Consider the following 15,719-nt stretch of genomic DNA (forward strand, 5'->3'; position numbering starts at 1 on the left):
TTTCTTATGAAAATTTGACCGATCAGTCATAAAATATATACCATGTCACTCAAGGATCCGATCCGGACGGACCGGCGGGGATCGCACAGGAGGCGCACATGTTTCAAGAGTGGCGGGGCCAGACCATCCCCAGCCTGCTGCGGTACGGAGCCGACGCCTGGCCGGATCGTATTGCCGTCGACGACGGCCGGGAACAGCTCACCTATGCGGCGCTCGCACAGCGCAGCGACCGCATGCAAGAGGCCCTGGTTCAGCTCGGCATCAAGCGCGGCGACCACGTCGCCTATCTGCTGCCCTCCGGCATCCGGTGGCTCGAGATCCTCTTCGCGACAAGCGCGCTGGGCGCCGTGCTGGTGCCCCTGAATCTCACCTGGACCAGCGAAGAGATCATCCAGGGACTGACGCTGACGGACACGAACGTGCTGCTGGTCGCCGGCGAACACCGCGGCGCATCCCTCATCGAACGCATTCAGCCGCTGATCGATCGGGGCTCATCCGGAATCGCGCCGGCCCTGCGTCAGATCGTGCTGGCGCAAGGCCATGCGGATCGCGATGACCTGACATCACTCGAACACCAGTTCGCCCTCGCTTCACCGCAAGCGCCCGACAAGGACAGCGGCCCGGTGGCGCCGGGCGACAACGCCATGCTGATCCTGACGTCCGGCTCGACCTCCTTCCCGAAGCCCGCCATCCATACGCACGAATCCGTGCTGTGCGGTTCAGCCGGCTACGCCGACGGGCTCGAGGCCTGCGCCGACGACATCTTCCTGCACTGCATGCCTAATTATCACGTGGGCAGTATCGCCACGGCATGCCTGACGCTCATGCGCGGCGCCCGTCTCGAACTCATGTCCTTCTTCGAGCCCGGCGAAGCGCTGCGCCGGATACACAGCAGCCAGGCCACCCTGTTCTGGGGATTCGACACCCATTTCCTCATGATGCGCGACCATCCCGACTATGCGCCAGGCTTGCTCTCCAGCCTTCAGCGCACCATGGTTGCCGCCAATCCCGCCACGTTCGAGAAAGTGCGCGGCATGGGCCTGAAGCACATCGGCAGCCTGTACGGCTCTACTGAATACATGGGGTCCCAGACCTATTTCCCCTTCCGCGACCGGGCCGATGAGGCACGAATGAAGGCATCGAACGGCCGCGCGACGTCCGGCGAGATCCGCATCGCCCGGCTCGAGGGTGACGGCTGGGCCACGCCTGGAGAACTGGGCGAGATCTGCGCCAGGGGCCCCGCGCTCTTCAAAGGCTACTACCGCCAGCCCGAGGCCAGCGCGGCCTGCATGGATGCGGAGGGCTTTTTCCACAGTGGCGACCTGGGCTTTCTGGACGAGGACGGCTACCTCTACTACCGGGGCCGCCTCAAGGAAATGATCAAGTCCGGCGGCGAAAATGTGTCGGCGCTCGAAGTCGAGACCTTCCTGCTGGCCGAGATCCCGGGCGTGGTCCGCGCCATGATTTGCGCCACGCCGCATCCCAAATGGGGCGAGGCCGTCACCGCCCTGCTCGAGGTCGAGGCGGGACGCACCTATTCCGCAGAAGACATTCAGGCCTTCTGCCGCAACCGTCTCGCCGGCTACAAGATTCCCAAGCGAGTCCTGTTTCTCGCCAGCCCGGACTGGCCCATCACCCCCACCGGCAAACTGGACCGGCGCGCACTCGCGACGCGGGCTTCGACCCACTATGCCCACGCGGCAGATTCCGAACCGACGACATAAAAAGGGAACCCCATGTGGCAGTCCAAGTATCAACTGATCGAATTTGAAGCGCGCGGCGCCGTCCTGATCGTGCGCTTCGCGCGCGGCGAGGGGCTGAACGCCATCAACGCCCGCATGCATACCGAAATGTCCTGGCTGTTTCGCGACATTGCCGAGCACTCGGACTGCAGCGCAGTCGTGCTCACGGGCAAGGGCAAGGCGTTCTCGGCCGGCGGCGACATCGACTGGTTCTCGAACATTTCCCCCGCGGAAGTCGACCAGTTGTTCGTCGAGGCCCGCCGCCTCATCGTCGACATGCTGGAACTGCCCCAACCCATCATTTCCGCCATCAACGGCCCCGCCGTCGGCCTGGGCGCGACACTGGCGCTGTTCTGCGACATCAGCTACATGGGAAAAAGCGCGGTGATTGCGGATACCCACGTATTGGCAGGCATCGCGGCGGGGGATGGCGGCGCCGCGATCTGGCCCTGGCTCATCGGCATGCACCGGGCCAAAGAATTTCTCCTGACGGGACGCAAGATCACGGCCGGGGACGCCGAGCGCCTGGGTCTGGTCAATCACGTCGTCGACGACGACGCGCTGCTCGAAGCCGCCCTCGGCATGGCCCAAGAACTCGCAGGCGGATCGCAGATGGCGATACGCGCCACCAAGACCTCGCTCAACAAGATCCTCCGCGACACCGTCAACCTCAACCTCGACACCTCGCTCGCCCTCGAAAAGGCCTGCTTTTATTCAGCCGACCACAAAGACCGCCTCACGGCTTTCCTGACCAAGCGCCATGCCCGACAATCAAGCCACTCCTGACCCGCAACCGCCTGAATCGCCCAAGGTCCTGTTCCGCCAGGACGACGGCATCGCGCGCATTACCCTGAACCGGCCCAGACAGCTCAACGCGCTGGATGCCGAGGCCATCCATGCCCTGGCGGCGGCCATCGAAGACGCCTGCAACGACACGCGCACCCGGGTCGTGCTGATCGAGGGCACCGGCAAGGCATTCTGCGTGGGCGGCGACATCAATCTCTTCAGCCGGGCGATCGACGACCTGCCGTCACTGCTCGAATCGCTGCTCCAGCCGCTGCACGCCGCGATCGCCCGCCTCGCCGCATCGGGCCTGCCCATCGTCTCCGCCGTGAATGGGCCGGTGGGCGGCGGCGGCATCGGCCTGGCGCTCTGCGCGGATTATGTGCTGGCAGCACAGTCCATGGCACTGCGCTGCGGGTATTCCGCCATCGGCCTGACGCCGGACGCCGGCAGCGCGCGTTTCCTGACATTGCGCGCCGGCGTCGTACGCGCCAAGCAATTGTTCTATCTGAACGAAATGCTCGACGCACCGGCCTGCCTGGCGCTGGGCATCGTCGATGCCGTCCACCCCGACGAAGAACTGGCGGCCGCCGCGCAGGCCCTGGCACGCCGACTGCAAGCCGGCCCCAGAGAGCCCCTGGCCCGCATCAAAATGCTGATCGAGACCACCGGCGACCGGTCCTTGCCGGAGCACCTGGCGGCGGAACGCGAATGCATGGTCGCATCCTCGGGCGAACCGGATGCGCGCGAAGGAATCACCGCCTTCACGGAGAAACGCACGGCGCGCTTCGGCCCCTGACTCACGTGCACAGGTCTCGAAGCACGGCCTTCTGGATCTTGCCCATGGCGTTCTTCGGAAACGCCTGCAGACAATCGATGCGCCTGGGCACCTTGTAATCCGCCAGGTGCCTGCGGCAGAACGCGCGCAGCTCATCGAGATCCAGGCGCACGGCGTCTTTCGGGACGATGAAGGCCTGGATATCTTCCCCGAGCTTTGCATGCGGCACCGCCACGACCGCTGCCTCCAGGACCCCTGGATGCCGGTACAGGACCTCCTCGATCTCCACCGAGCTGATTTTCAGCCCGCCGCGATTGACGATGTCCTTGATGCGATCGCTGTAATAGAGATAGCCCTCGTCGTCCAGCCAGCCCACGTCGCCCGTGCGCACCCAACCGTCTTGCAGCACCTGCCGGCTGGCTTCTTCGTTCTTGTAGTACCCGCGCATGCAGGCAGGCGAGCGGACGGCAATCTGCCCGACGGCTTGGCCGGAGGCCATCCGCCCCTCATCGTCCAGAATGGCCACCTCGCACAAGGGCATGGGCCGGCCCGCCGAATCAATGCGCCGGAGCGCCTGATCCGGCGTCAGCAAGGTGCCCGAAGGCCCCGTTTCCGTCATGCCGTACTGCTTGCGCAGTTCGACCCCCGGATACTTCGCCGCCAGCGCGCGCACGGCAGCCGCCGGCATGGCCGCGCCCCCGTAATCCCACAGCCGCATCGAAGGCAAGGCGCGGGGCGCGCGCTCCAGCGCATCGAGCATGAACACGTAATGGGAAGGCACCCCGATGACGGCGGTCGACCCCTCGTCCTCGATCCGGTGCAGCATCACGGCCGCATCGAAGCGAGGTTCGAGCACCAGCGTCGCACCGACCCAGAACGCCGGCATGGGCGCGAACTGGGTGCCGGAACTGGTGAAGAACGGGATCGCATGATGAAACACATCATCGTTGCGCAAGCCCAAGGCCGCCGCAAAGATCGCCCCCGTGGCCAGCGCCGATCCATGCGTATGCATGACCGCCTTGGGCCGGGCGGTCGTGCCCGAGGTGAAGACGATATTCGCCAGATCGCCGACGTCCAATGCGGGCAAATCGTCTTCCGCCACCGGCGCGCCGGCATCCGCGAGACGATCCCCCAGATCGAGCATCAGGCGCAGTTTCGGCAGGCCGGGCCGCAAAGCCTGCGCACGCGGCCTGAGCGCAGGCTGCACCAGCATCGCCACACAGTCGGAGAAACCGATGGCGTAGCGCAGCTCGTCATCCACGAAGCGGGGATTGAGCGGCACCATCACCGCGCCGGCCCGCAGCAGCGCCAGATATCCCACCAGACAGTCCACGTAGGATTCGCCGTCGGCCAGGATGCCGACGTGGTCGCCCGTTGCGATGCCCCGGGCCCGCAGCCCCTGGGCCAGCTCGACGGATTCCCGGCGCAGCGCCGACCAACTGATCCTGGACCAGACGCCCTGGCCGCGCGGCCCGATCAGCGCAATCCGATCGGGCTGCACGGCGGCCCAATGGTCCATCAGTGCATTGAGCGATCGGAACCGGGCCAAAGCCTGCGCCAGTTCCGGCGCCTCGTGCCGCGCGAGGGCCGGCGGGCGGGTCACGTCAACCCTTGACCAGCGGACACGTGCTGTCGGACAGCCTGGGGAAGGCCTCGTCGCCCGAAATCGTATCCCGGATCGTCAGCATGTCCCACGGGCCTTTCGATTCAGCCGGCGTCTTGACCTGGGCCAGATACATGTCGTGCACCATCATCCCGTCCTTGCGGACCTGGCCGTTGCTGGTGAAGAAGTCGTTGACCGGGATCTTGCGCATCTGCTCCATGACCGCGTCCGCCTCCAGCGTCCCCGCCGCAGCCACCGCCTTGAGGTAATGCATCGTCGCCGAGTACGCTCCCGCCTGATTCATCGTGGGCATCAGCTTGCGACGCTCATAGAAGCGCTCGGACCAGGTGCGGGACTCGGGCGTACGGTCCCAATAAAAAGCCGTGGTGAACAACAGGCCCTGCGCCAGATCCAGGCCCATGCCCTTGACGTCGGAATCGAAGAGGATCAAAGGGGCGACCTTGGTCTTGCCCGTCGTCAGGCCGAATTCACGCGCCTGGCGGACGGCATTCTGCGTATCCTGTCCTGCGTTGGCCAAGGCGATCACATCGGGATTCGCACTTTGCGCGGAAAGCAGGAACGAGGCGAAATCCGTTGCCTTGAAGGGATGGCTGACCGACCCCACCACCTTGCCGCCCGCCTGCTCGACCACCTTGGCAGTCTCTTCCTGCAAGGCCTTGCCGAACGCATAGTCCGCAGAGATGAAGTACCACGATTTGCCGCCGCCCTGGGTCAGGGCCTTGCCCGTGACATTGGCCAGCGCATAGATGTTCCACGCCCACTGCATGCCATAAGGCGAACACTGGTCATTGATCAGCGCCGTCGCGCCCGACGTAAAGACCGAGACGCGTTTCTTTTCCCGGGTCAGCTTCTGGAGCGCGAGGGCGGACGCCGAATCGGAGCTCTCGAGGATCATCTGCACGTCCTGTTGATCGATCCACTCCCGGGCGCGGCTGGTGGCCACATCCACTTTCAGCAGCGAATCCGCGATCAGAACCTCGATGGGACGGCCCAGCACCTTGCCCCCGAAGTCCTCCACCGCCATCTCCATCGCCACGCCGATGCCGGGACCCGCCAGGCCCGAATAGGCCCCGGAAAGGTCGGCAATCGCGCCGATCCGCACAGGCTGGTCTTTGGCCTGCGCCCGGGCGACGCCCGGGCCCGCAGCCAGCGCAAGCATCCCTGCGACGATCGCAGCGGTCTGTTTGATCTTCATGTCGTCTCCTGGTCTTGATTCTCAGTGTGGGTCAAAAGGCAGATTCAGGGATTCGCAGCCCGCCATCGATGCTGCGGCGGCAATTGTTCCAGCAGGAATGGGGCCGCCCCGGGGCCGACAAAAATCGCCGAGCCGCAGCGTTCGACATAGGTCCAGCGGCCATCCCGTCGCGTACAAATATCCGTGAAGTCGACGACCGAGGACGGCGTGTCGATTTCGAGAGGGGAAGCCCCCAGGCCCGAATAGACCGTGATGATGGAATGCACGCGCACGCAATCGGGGCCCAGCGCCTCGAGCCGCAAGTTGGACGAAACGTGGCGCGTCGTACGCACCGGCCGGCTTGCGTTCCGCGCCAGGAAGAAGGCCTCGATCGCAGCCCGGCCTTCGATCCGGCGCTCGCCAAAGACCATCCGGCCCTCGTCGGCATACAGTTGCGCGACGCTGCCGGCCTGGGGCCGATCGACCCGGAACCAGTACTCGGCGTTCAGCCGAGCCAGCTCAGCCTCGACCGAGGCCTGTTCCACCGCAACGCGTTCGACCATCATGTGTCCCTCCTGCATCCAGAGGCTTCCAGACTGTTGGGTACGGCATGCCGTAAATATAATTACAAATGACTGTTCAGTCAATAAATGGATTTTTCATCAACGAACATCACCAAAGGATAAGTTTGTAATTTGTTCTTGTGATTCTATAAAATACAGTTTTCATGACTATCCAGTCATGTAACACGACAACTTATAGAGGCCTGTCCATGCACCTACCCGGTTTGAGCATCGATCTCGGCGACGCGATAGAGGATCTGCGCCACGCCGTACGCAAGTTCGCGCTTGCCGAGATCGCGCCGCGCGCGGCGGAGATCGAGCGCGACAACAACTTTCCGGCCGACCTCTGGCGCAAGCTGGGCGAGATGGGCTTGCTGGGCATGACCATCGACGAAGCCTACGGCGGGGTCGACATGGGCTACCTGGCGCATATGGTCGCCATGGAAGAGATCACCCGGGCCTCCGCCGCCGTGGGCCTGTCGTACGGGGCGCACTCGAACCTCTGCGTCAACGTCCTGTACACCAATGGCACGCCCGAGCAGCGGCAGCGCTACCTGCCCAAGCTGGTCTCCGGCGAGCACGTCGGCGCGCTCGCCATGTCGGAACCCAACGCCGGTTCGGACGTGGTGAACATGACACTGCACGCGCGCCGCGAGAGCGACCACTATGTCCTGAACGGCTCCAAGATGTGGATCACCAATGGCGGAGACGCCGACACACTGGTGGTCTACGCCAAGACAGACCCCAAGGCCGGCTCCAAAGGCATCACCGCTTTCATCGTGGAGAAATCCATGCAGGGCTTCAGCCACGGCGCCAAACTCGACAAGCTCGGCTGCCGGGGCTCGAATACGTACCCCCTGTTTTTCGACGACTGCGTCGTGCCGGCGGAAAACGTCCTTCGCGGCGAAGGCCAGGGCGTTGCCGTGCTCATGTCGGGCCTGGACTACGAACGCGCCGTCATGGCCGCCGGCCCTCTGGGCATCATGGCCGCCTGCATGGACACGGCCCTGCCCTATGCGCACGAACGCAAGCAGTTCGGCCGCAGCATCGGCGAGTTCCAGCTCATGCAAGGCAAGCTCGCGGACATGTACACCACCTGGCAGGCCTGCCGCGCCTATCTCTACGCATTGGGCCATGTCTGCGACCGCCAGCCGCATTCGCGCAGCCTGCGCAAAGACGCAGCCGGCGTCATCCTCTATCTCGCCGAGAAGGCCACCTGGATGGCAGGCGAAACCATCCAGATCCTGGGCGGCAACGGCTACATCAATGACTTTCCGGCGGGCCGCTACTGGCGCGATGCCAAGCTCTGGGAAATCGGGGCCGGCACATCCGAGATCCGGCGCATGCTGATCGGCCGCGAGCTCTTCGCCGAAACGGCCTGAGCCCATCCGGGCCGCCCAGGCCCGCCCGTACGAAACCATGCGGCCGGTATAATGCCCCGGCAGGCTCGGATGACCACCAAAAGCGATGGGGGTGATGCCCACACATGTTAAAAATAAAGAAAACCCGCTCAGACAAATCCGAAGAAACCCGGCGCGCATTGTTCGATGCCGCCATCCAGACCGTCGCCGAAGAAGGATACGCAGGCGCTTCCGTCGACAAGATCGTCGCCCGGGCCAATGTCGCCAAGGGCACCTTCTACAATTACTTCGAGAACCAGCAGGATCTCTTCGACCAGCTTCTGCCCAACCTCGGCCAGAAACTGCTCGACTACATCCGCACCCAGCTCGACGAATCCCTGACCGGCCTCGCCCGGGAAAAGCGCCGTGTCGAGGCTTACTTCGACTTTTGCCGCAAGACACCGGGGTTCCTGCGCATTCTGAACGAGGCGGAAATCTTCGCCCCCAAGGCCTTCCATCATCACGTCAAAGTGTTCTACGAAGGCTACTTCCGCGCGATCCGGCGCAGCGCGCAGCGGGGCGAGGTCTCGGGCTACGACGAAGATGAGCTGGGCATCGTCGTTTTCATGCTCATGGGCATGCGCAGCTACCTGACCATGCTGTACCAGTACAAATACATCAGCCGCTCAAAGCTCGAATTGGACAAAGTCATCTCCACCTACGAGAAATTCGTGGCGCGCGCGCTGTTCGACTGACCCCTACTCTTTCGCCTTCACGGGATAGCTGGCCCCCATGCCCGCACGCGCATCCTGCTGGATGCCATACGTGGCGAAGGGGTAGCGCAGGCCGTTCTTGGCAAGCGCGCGCATCCCCGCCAGCGACTTCTCGATGTCGGCCGGCGGCAGCGCCATCAGCATCTCATCATCCAGCACCCCGCCGTAACGGCGTTCGGCAAAACAGGGAATCGACAGGCTGGGCTTGCGCGTGCGCAATGCCCGCCCCCAGGAATCGGCGCACGAGGATTCACCCACCACGCTCCAGTCGAAGCGCTCGTAGCCCGACCACTGCAGGCCGTTGATGAAATAGATCATCGCGCCCGGCGTCGCATAGAACAGCGCAATGTCCGGCGGACCGACCTCATCGCCAAACCCCGCCCAGCGTTCGAGCGGCGCCACCACCAGCGCCCGGTAACGGCCCACCGGCACAACATCCATGGCCGCCTGGTGGCGGGCCGAATCCTCGATCCTGGCGAACCAGACCCCCGTCATGGCACGGCCGCTGTACCATTCCTCATCCTGGCCGCCCAGCCCCACCACGGCACGGCACTGATCCCCCACCAAGTCGTCAGACGTCACCCCAAGAATCCAGCCCAGGCGCGCGGCTTGCCCCACCAGTTGGTCCAGGGTATGGATGGCTTGCGGGCGGCGCAGGCGCGGGATCGCGTCGAAAACCTCGACCGACTCGCACAGTTTCATCCCGATGGGCGGGGTACGCAGCTTGAGCATGCGCTCGAGGTCCGAAGCCAGCGCCGCAAGGTCGGCCGGGGTCTTTTGGGTCATGCGAGGCGTCTCCTGTCGTCATCCTTCGCCTGCCCGACGGCGCGGGCGGCATGAGGATGGATATTAGCGGATGGGCAGCGCGATGGGGACGTGGCCGCTTATGGGGGGATGATGATTCGATGCTTGCTTTTTGTCATTTATGCTAGCGTAATCACTCACATCAACTCATGGGGCCCAGATGAAACCGCACGTCAAAACCCTGGCAGGCCTCGCCCTCTTTTCCTGCTTGTCCGCCACAGCGCTTGCAGCCGACACGGCGGGCTGCACGCTGGAAAACGGCAAGACCCTCTCTTTGACGGATCTCGGCACGGCGCCCGCCTATCGCTATGGCACGAAGGACAAGGCAGAGCTGTCCCTCGCTGCCGGACAAAAGGACATACAGGTCTACAAAGGCCTCGTCATGTTTTCCGGCGGCGTCGCCAGCTATATCCGGTTTGCAAACGGCCAATATAGCTACGTCGCCTACGACGGCATGGGCAAAGGCTGGGCGTTCACCGGACTGATTGTCTATAAAAAGGACAAGGTCATCATGTCCAAGTCATGCAAGAACGACAAGAATGCCCTGGATTTTGACGTGAGCACTGTGCAAGCGCCGGAAGATCCTGAGATGGATACGTTTGAATTCGCTCCGTCCTAGCATGCCTCACACAGGACCGGCCAGGCACGCTCGAAAAAGCATCAAAAAGAGTACCTGAAACCCAGGACACGCTGGATCTGCCTGCGCAGCTTCGATCACTACACACAACAAAAAACCCGCATGGCTCAAGTCCATGCGGGTTTCTCAATTCGGTGGTGCCGTCGGCGAGACTCGAACTCGCACAGCTTTCGCCACTACCCCCTCAAGATAGCGTGTCTACCAATTCCACCACGACGGCATTTTGCCTTGCGACAAAGACGGGCATTCTAGCATGAAAACACACCGGTCTTGGCGGGCGGGGAGCGCGCCAGGACCGGCAAAGAAGCCGTCTTATTTCTTGTCGGCCGGGGCCGGAACGGCCGGCACCGAAGCGTCGCCTGCCGACGGCGCCGACGGCACTGCGGCGCCCGCGGACGGTGCGGCGGGCACGGACGGGACGGCGCTGCCGCCGCCCACGCTGGGCACGGCGGAACCGGCCGGGGCGGCTTCCTTGGCCGGGGCCGTGAAGCCTTGCATGATGCCGGATTCGATGGGTGAGCCGGCGGGATGGTGGGCCACCCAGGCCAGGCCGCCGGTGGTGACGAAGAAGATGATGGCCGCCCACTTGGTGGCGCGCGACAGGAAGTTGGCGGCGCCGGCGGAGCCGAACACGCTGCCGGCCGAGCCGCTGCCGAAGGCGGCGCCCATGTCGGCGCCCTTGCCCTGCTGCAGCAGAACCAGCACGATAACCAGAAGCGAAGAGATGACCTGCAGGGTCAGCAGGATCGAGGAAAGCCATTGCATGATGATAGGACTCCGGACCTTATGGTGTTCTCGGATCAGGCGACCGCAGCCGCGATGTTGAGGAATTCGTCGGCGACAAGCGACGCACCGCCCACCAGGGCGCCGTCGATGTCGGGTTGGGCGAACAGGGATGCCGCATTAGCGGCCTTGACGCTGCCGCCGTAGAGGATGCGGGTCTGCCCGGCGCCGTGCTGCGCCAGGGCGGCGCGGATGAAGGCGTGCACGGCCTGGGCCTGTTCGGGCGTGGCGGTGCGGCCGGTGCCGATGGCCCAGACGGGTTCGTAGGCAATCACCAGGCGCGCCAGGGCCTCGGCGCCCAGCGCCAGGACCGGGGCGAGCTGCTCGCCGATGACACGTTCGACCTGATCGGCGTCCCGGTCAGCCAGGGTCTCGCCGACACAGACGACCGGGGTCAGCCCCGCCGCCAATGCGGACGCAGCCTTGGCGGCCACCAGATCGCTGGATTCGCCATGCAGCGCGCGGCGTTCCGAGTGCCCGCACAACGCCCAGGTGACGCCGAAGTCGGCCAGCATGGCCGGAGCGACTTCACCGGTGTAGGCGCCCTGGGTATGGACGCTGACGTCCTGGGCGCCCCAGGAAATCGGCGTGCCCGCCAAGGCGGCCTGCGCCTGCGCCAGGTAAGGGAACGGCACGCACACGGCCAACTGGGTCTCACCCGCCCGCATCGCGCCGGCGGCCAGGCCGTCCAGCAGCGCGGCATTGGCCGCGAGGCTGCCGTGCATCTTCCAATTGCCCATGACGAGGCGCTTGCGAGTGTGGTGGTTCATGCTAGCCCTACAAAGAGTAACCCTGAATTGTAGCGTGTTTGCGCGTGCCGCGTCGATGTCAGGTATAGTCATCGAAAGCATCCAAGGTCGAACACACGTCTTCGAACACCTCATCCCATCAGGCACCCCAAAGGGGTGTGACACACCGATAGGAGGATCGCATGCCGGCTCACACCACCACCTGGAGTCCGTCGCTCAAATTCCTGCACTGGGCCCTGTTCATCGTCATCGCCGCAGCGGTGACCTGTGTGCTCATTGCCGGCGGCTACGAGCGCGGCGATCCCGCCAAGGGCCAATTCATGTTCTTTCACAAGAGCTTCGGGGTGACGGCCCTGGCCTTGATGATCGTCTGGGTGATCACGCGGCTGAACACCGGCCGGCCGCCGCCCATCGGGCAGGCCTGGCAATCGCGCCTGGCGGCCACAGTCCACTGGGCCATGGTCGTCCTGGTGCTCGCCCTGCCGATCGCCGGCCTGCTGATGTCGCAATTCGCGCAGCAGTCGGTCAGCGTCTTCGGCCTGTTTTCCGTCCCGGTCTGGCTGGCCGAGGACAAGGCGGCGGCCAAGGCCATCCACACGATACACGCGGGTTATGCCGGGCCGATCCTGATCGCCCTGGTCACGCTGCACATCATCGGCGCCCTCTGGCACCACTTCATCGATCGGGACGAGACCTTAGCCCGAATGCGCCCGGGAAAGGGCCGCTGACGCCGTCAGGCGCAAGGGCGGCTGCAAAACCGCCGCTGCTGTTTCAACAGCCCCGATCCGGGGCTGAGTCTGGTCCTGGTCCTGATCCTGGTCCAGCATGAAGGTCGCGACCAGTTGAGCCAGGGTGTCGGCCTGTTCCTGCAGGCTGCTGGCTGCGGCCGCCGATTCTTCGACCAGGCTGGCGTTCTGGCGGGTGACGTCGTCCATCTGGGTGACGGCGGAGTTGATTTCCTCGATCCCCGTGGTCTGTTCGCGGCTGGCCGCGCTGATTTCGCCCATGATGTCGGTGACGCGGTGGATGCCGTCCACGATGTCCTGCATCGTGGCGCCTGCGCGCGAGGCCTGCTCGTTGCCCTTGGCGGCGGATGCCACCGAGGTGTCGATCAGGCCCTTGATTTCCTTGGCGGCGCCGGCCGACCGCTGCGCCAGCGCGCGAACTTCAGAGGCGACCACGGCGAAGCCGCGGCCCTGCTCGCCGGCGCGGGCGGCTTCGACCGCCGCGTTCAGGGCCAGGATGTTGGTCTGGAAGGCGATGGAATCGATCACCCCGATGATGTCGGCGACCTGCTGGGACTTGGTGTTGATCTCGCTCATGGTGGAGACCAGCTCGGCGACGATGGCGCCGCCGTCCGTGGCGGTCTTGGCGGCGGAGGCTGCCAGGGTGTTGGCCTGCTGGGCGTTGTCGGCGTTCTGGCGTACGGTGGCGGTGATCTGCTCCATCGTGGCGGCGGTCTCGGCCAGGGAACTGGCCTGTTGTTCCGTGCGCGAGGACAGGTCCAGGTTGCCGGCGCTGATCTCGGCCGAGGCCGAGGCGATCGCGTCCGAACCGCCACGCACTTCGCTCAGGGCGCCACGCAGGTTGCGGGTCATGGTGGCCAGGGCGTTCAACAACTGGCCGATTTCATCCCGGCCGCGGGCGACGATGTCGGTGCTCAGGTCGCGCCGGGCGACGGCCTCGGCCAGATGCACGGCGCGCCGCAGCGGATGGGTGATGGAGCGCGTCACGCGCCAGGCGAACAGCGGCCCCAGGATCAGGGCCAGCAGGGTGGCCACTGCCAGGATGCTCAGGCCCAGCCGGCTCGTCCGCTCGCTTTCATCGAACAGGCGCTGCACGGAATCGGCCTGCTGTTGCGACAACTGGTCGATCCGGTCCATCAGTCCGGCCGTCTGCCTGGGCATTTCCTGATTGAAGAAGGCCTCGGCCTCACTGTAATTGCCGCTGTCGAGATCCTTGAACGCCTGGCCCCGTCGCTGGATGAAGGCGTCATGGGCCTGACTGATGCCCTGCAGCAGCTCGGCCGCCTGGGACCGGGCCAGCGATTCCGCCAACCGACCGGCCACCTCGCCCGCCTGCTGGTCGACGACTTCGATCTCCTGCTTCAGGCGCCGGAGTGTGTCGGGATCGGCCGCCAGCGTCGCCTGGGTCAGATTGGCGCCCTTGTTGATCTGACGCGCCATCTGCTGGACGAGCGCGGTGATCCTCAGCCGCTGATCCAGCGCCTGATTGTCCTGCTGCGTGTCCAGCATGCGCCAGGCGCCGATGCCCGACATCACCAGCAGCAGGATGATCACGAAGCCAAAGCCCAGGGTCAGCCGGGTGCCGATTTTCAGATTGCGCATGGTGGGGTCTCGTTCTGGATGGGGATGCCCCACGCCTGATCAGAAACCCTCCGGCTGACCCGACTTGAAGCCCAGCCCCATCTTAATCAGAACATCCACGCGCACCATCCCGTATCTGATTCTTTCTGTTATGCCCAATTGTTATAGGTATCAACGAGTTCGGATCACTTCGCGGCAGCGACCAGCGTCCCCAGCGTCTTGATGGCCGCCTCGGTGCGCTCGTCCCAGGCATGGCCGTAATTCAAGCGCAGACAATTCGTGAACTCCCGTTTGGCCGAGAAGATCGGCCCCGGCGCCACGCTGATGCCGCATGACAGCGCCTGCCGATGAATTTCCAGGGCATCGACGCCCTCCGGCATTTCCACCCAGAGGAAATAGCCGCCGACAGGCCTGGTGGCCCGTGTGCCGGAGGGAAAGTAATGGCCGACCGCCTGCGCAAAAGCCGTCTGACGCATCTGCAGGATCTTCCTCAACCGCCTCAGGTGCCGGTCATAGCCGCCCTTTTCCAGATACCGGGCGACCGCCATCTGCGGGAGGATCGGACAGGCCAGGGAAGTCGTCAGCTTGCGCCGCGCAACAGCCCGGACATAACGCCCCGGCAGCGCCCAGCCGACGCGATAACCCGGCGCCAGGCTCTTGGAAAACGACGAACAATGCATCACGAGCCCGGCCGTGTCGAAGCTTTTGGCAAGCGCCGGGCGCCGCGTGCCGAAATACAGTTCACCGTATACATCGTCCTCGATGAGCGGGACCTCGTGACGCGCCAGCAGTTCCACCAGCGCCCGCTTCTTCGCATCCGGCATCAGGCCGCCCAAAGGATTCTGGAATGTCGTCATCAGCCAGCACGCCTTGGGCCGATGCCGCAAGATGGCGCGCTCCAGCGCGTCCAACTGGATGCCTTCCCGGGGATGGGTGGGGACCTCGACCGCTTCCAGCCGGCGATCCTCGAGCGATTGCAAGGCGGCATAAAAGGTCGGCGCTTCGATGAGGACGGTATCGCCGGGCTGCGTGACCGCGGCCAGGCACAGATTCAAGGCCTCGAGCGCCCCGTTCGTCACCACGATCTCGTCTGGATGGACCTGCAGGCCGGCGGCCAGGTAGCGCAAGGCAATCTGGCGGCGCAGATCGGCGTGGCCGGGCGTCAGGTCGTCGACCGTGCTCCAGGGATCCAGCCGCCTGGCCGCAGCACCCGAGTCCCGTCCCAGGCGATCCAGCGGAAACAGCAGCGGGCCCGGGAATGCCGAACCGAGCGGCACGATCTCGCGCGTCATGGCGGATTCGAGCACCTCGAAGACCGTGTTGCTGATATCGACGACCGCCGCTTCGTCGACGGGATGGGACGGCGTATCGGCCTCCGGCGGCAGGAGCCTGGCGCCGTGGGACACGTAGTAGCCCGAGCGATCCCGCGCCCGGATCAGGCCCTGTCCCTCGAGCAGGTAGTACGCCTGGAAAACCGTCGAGGCGCTGACGCCGCGATTGGCCGTGGCCTGCCGCACGGAAGGCAGCCTGTCCCCCGCCCTCAGCTCCCCTGCATGAATGGCGGCCGCCAATTCGGCCGCCAGCGCTTCATAAAGTTTCACGATGCCTCCTGCCGACGGGGTTCCAAACGGCGCGCGGATGA

15 protein-coding genes and 1 tRNA gene are annotated in these 15,719 nt (G+C 64.7%); 7 read left to right on the forward strand and 9 right to left on the reverse strand.

All coding sequences use genetic code 11. The features are described from left to right. The first annotated feature begins 98 nt into the window (after positions 1 to 98). From ACFO0J_RS02410 to ACFO0J_RS02420, 3 genes are read left to right on the forward strand one after another with little or no spacing between them, the layout of a single operon-like run. Positions 99 to 1,724 (forward strand): class I adenylate-forming enzyme family protein, encoded by a 1,626-nt coding sequence (locus ACFO0J_RS02410; RefSeq protein ID WP_376811465.1) that lies wholly within the window; start codon positions 99 to 101, stop codon positions 1,722 to 1,724. A 12-nt stretch (positions 1,725 to 1,736) separates the two neighbouring features. After that, positions 1,737 to 2,528 (forward strand): enoyl-CoA hydratase/isomerase family protein, encoded by a 792-nt coding sequence (locus ACFO0J_RS02415; RefSeq protein WP_376811466.1) that lies wholly within the window; start codon positions 1,737 to 1,739, stop codon positions 2,526 to 2,528. Further along, positions 2,503 to 3,324 carry an enoyl-CoA hydratase/isomerase family protein gene (locus ACFO0J_RS02420; RefSeq protein WP_376811467.1) on the forward strand — a complete coding sequence of 274 codons (822 nt, stop codon included), beginning with the start codon at positions 2,503 to 2,505 and terminating at the stop codon, positions 3,322 to 3,324. The genes ACFO0J_RS02415 and ACFO0J_RS02420 overlap by 26 nt, the downstream gene beginning before the upstream one ends. 1 nt (position 3,325) lies before the next feature. Here ACFO0J_RS02420 and ACFO0J_RS02425 read toward each other — a convergent pair whose 3' ends face one another. From ACFO0J_RS02425 to ACFO0J_RS02435, 3 genes are read right to left on the reverse strand one after another with little or no spacing between them, the layout of a single operon-like run. Next, positions 3,326 to 4,906, reverse strand: a complete 1,581-nt coding sequence (locus ACFO0J_RS02425; RefSeq protein WP_376811468.1) for a class I adenylate-forming enzyme family protein — start codon at positions 4,904 to 4,906, stop codon at positions 3,326 to 3,328. A gap of 1 nt (position 4,907) precedes the next feature. Beyond that, positions 4,908 to 6,122, reverse strand: coding sequence for an ABC transporter substrate-binding protein (locus ACFO0J_RS02430; RefSeq protein WP_376811469.1), 1,215 nt, complete (start codon positions 6,120 to 6,122; stop codon positions 4,908 to 4,910). A 44-nt stretch (positions 6,123 to 6,166) separates the two neighbouring features. Then, positions 6,167 to 6,667, reverse strand: coding sequence for a nuclear transport factor 2 family protein (locus ACFO0J_RS02435; RefSeq protein WP_376811470.1), 501 nt, complete (start codon positions 6,665 to 6,667; stop codon positions 6,167 to 6,169). A gap of 206 nt (positions 6,668 to 6,873) precedes the next feature. Between ACFO0J_RS02435 and ACFO0J_RS02440 the strand changes: the two genes are divergently transcribed. Both ACFO0J_RS02440 and ACFO0J_RS02445 read left to right on the forward strand, forming a co-directional pair. Further along, positions 6,874 to 8,046, forward strand: coding sequence for an isovaleryl-CoA dehydrogenase (locus ACFO0J_RS02440; protein ID WP_376811471.1), 1,173 nt, complete (start codon positions 6,874 to 6,876; stop codon positions 8,044 to 8,046). Positions 8,047 to 8,150: 104 nt separating this feature from the next. Further along, positions 8,151 to 8,759, forward strand: a complete 609-nt coding sequence (locus ACFO0J_RS02445; protein ID WP_376811472.1) for a TetR/AcrR family transcriptional regulator — start codon at positions 8,151 to 8,153, stop codon at positions 8,757 to 8,759. 3 nt (positions 8,760 to 8,762) lie between these two features. Here ACFO0J_RS02445 and ACFO0J_RS02450 read toward each other — a convergent pair whose 3' ends face one another. Beyond that, entirely contained in the window at positions 8,763 to 9,563 is an 801-nt protein-coding gene (locus ACFO0J_RS02450; RefSeq protein WP_376811473.1) for a DUF169 domain-containing protein, read from the reverse strand. A gap of 178 nt (positions 9,564 to 9,741) precedes the next feature. Here ACFO0J_RS02450 and ACFO0J_RS02455 point away from each other — a divergent pair, with 178 nt between their 5' ends. Next, complete coding sequence (locus tag ACFO0J_RS02455; protein ID WP_376811474.1) at positions 9,742 to 10,200, forward strand: hypothetical protein; 459 nt, start codon at positions 9,742 to 9,744, stop codon at positions 10,198 to 10,200. A 153-nt stretch (positions 10,201 to 10,353) separates the two neighbouring features. Here ACFO0J_RS02455 and ACFO0J_RS02460 read toward each other — a convergent pair. The 3 genes from ACFO0J_RS02460 to tpiA all read right to left on the reverse strand — a co-directional run bounded on the left by ACFO0J_RS02460 (position 10,354) and on the right by tpiA (position 11,771). Beyond that, positions 10,354 to 10,438, reverse strand: a tRNA-Leu gene (locus ACFO0J_RS02460). 92 nt (positions 10,439 to 10,530) lie between these two features. After that, positions 10,531 to 10,983, reverse strand: coding sequence for a preprotein translocase subunit SecG (secG, locus tag ACFO0J_RS02465; RefSeq protein WP_376811475.1), 453 nt, complete (start codon positions 10,981 to 10,983; stop codon positions 10,531 to 10,533). Positions 10,984 to 11,018: 35 nt separating this feature from the next. Further along, positions 11,019 to 11,771, reverse strand: coding sequence for a triose-phosphate isomerase (tpiA, locus tag ACFO0J_RS02470; protein ID WP_376811476.1), 753 nt, complete (start codon positions 11,769 to 11,771; stop codon positions 11,019 to 11,021). A gap of 161 nt (positions 11,772 to 11,932) precedes the next feature. Between tpiA and ACFO0J_RS02475 the strand changes: the two genes are divergently transcribed. After that, positions 11,933 to 12,478: a cytochrome b gene (locus ACFO0J_RS02475; protein WP_376811477.1), complete on the forward strand. Its 546-nt coding sequence runs from the start codon at positions 11,933 to 11,935 to the stop codon at positions 12,476 to 12,478. Here ACFO0J_RS02475 and ACFO0J_RS02480 read toward each other — a convergent pair. Next, positions 12,446 to 14,098 (reverse strand): methyl-accepting chemotaxis protein, encoded by a 1,653-nt coding sequence (locus tag ACFO0J_RS02480; RefSeq protein ID WP_376811478.1) that lies wholly within the window; start codon positions 14,096 to 14,098, stop codon positions 12,446 to 12,448. The genes ACFO0J_RS02475 and ACFO0J_RS02480 overlap by 33 nt on opposite strands. Positions 14,099 to 14,262: 164 nt before the next feature. After that, on the reverse strand, positions 14,263 to 15,678 hold the full coding sequence (locus ACFO0J_RS02485) for an aminotransferase-like domain-containing protein (RefSeq protein ID WP_376811479.1): 1,416 nt from the start codon (positions 15,676 to 15,678) through the stop codon (positions 14,263 to 14,265). Between the last annotated feature and the right edge of the window lie 41 nt (positions 15,679 to 15,719).

It is taken from the genome of Castellaniella hirudinis, assembly GCF_042651965.1.
GTDB classification, from domain to species: domain Bacteria; phylum Pseudomonadota; class Gammaproteobacteria; order Burkholderiales; family Burkholderiaceae_B; genus Castellaniella; species Castellaniella hirudinis.

Bases quoted from the DNA above. Each gene is read 5' to 3' on its own strand.
- ACFO0J_RS02430 (WP_376811469.1), bottom strand. From the start codon at position 6,122: ATGAAGATCAAACAGACCGCTGCGATCGTCGCAGGGATGCTTGCGCTG.
- ACFO0J_RS02415 (WP_376811466.1), top strand. From the start codon at position 1,737: ATGTGGCAGTCCAAGTATCAACTGATCGAATTTGAAGCGCGCGGCGCC.
- ACFO0J_RS02480 (WP_376811478.1), bottom strand. From the start codon at position 14,098: ATGCGCAATCTGAAAATCGGCACCCGGCTGACCCTGGGCTTTGGCTTC.
- ACFO0J_RS02440 (WP_376811471.1), top strand. From the start codon at position 6,874: ATGCACCTACCCGGTTTGAGCATCGATCTCGGCGACGCGATAGAGGAT.
- ACFO0J_RS02420 (WP_376811467.1), top strand. From the start codon at position 2,503: ATGCCCGACAATCAAGCCACTCCTGACCCGCAACCGCCTGAATCGCCC.
- ACFO0J_RS02455 (WP_376811474.1), top strand. From the start codon at position 9,742: ATGAAACCGCACGTCAAAACCCTGGCAGGCCTCGCCCTCTTTTCCTGC.
- ACFO0J_RS02475 (WP_376811477.1), top strand. From the start codon at position 11,933: ATGCCGGCTCACACCACCACCTGGAGTCCGTCGCTCAAATTCCTGCAC.
- ACFO0J_RS02445 (WP_376811472.1), top strand. From the start codon at position 8,151: ATGTTAAAAATAAAGAAAACCCGCTCAGACAAATCCGAAGAAACCCGG.
- tpiA (WP_376811476.1), bottom strand. From the start codon at position 11,771: ATGAACCACCACACTCGCAAGCGCCTCGTCATGGGCAATTGGAAGATG.
- ACFO0J_RS02435 (WP_376811470.1), bottom strand. From the start codon at position 6,667: ATGATGGTCGAACGCGTTGCGGTGGAACAGGCCTCGGTCGAGGCTGAG.
- secG (WP_376811475.1), bottom strand. From the start codon at position 10,983: ATGCAATGGCTTTCCTCGATCCTGCTGACCCTGCAGGTCATCTCTTCG.
- ACFO0J_RS02450 (WP_376811473.1), bottom strand. From the start codon at position 9,563: ATGACCCAAAAGACCCCGGCCGACCTTGCGGCGCTGGCTTCGGACCTC.
- ACFO0J_RS02410 (WP_376811465.1), top strand. From the start codon at position 99: ATGTTTCAAGAGTGGCGGGGCCAGACCATCCCCAGCCTGCTGCGGTAC.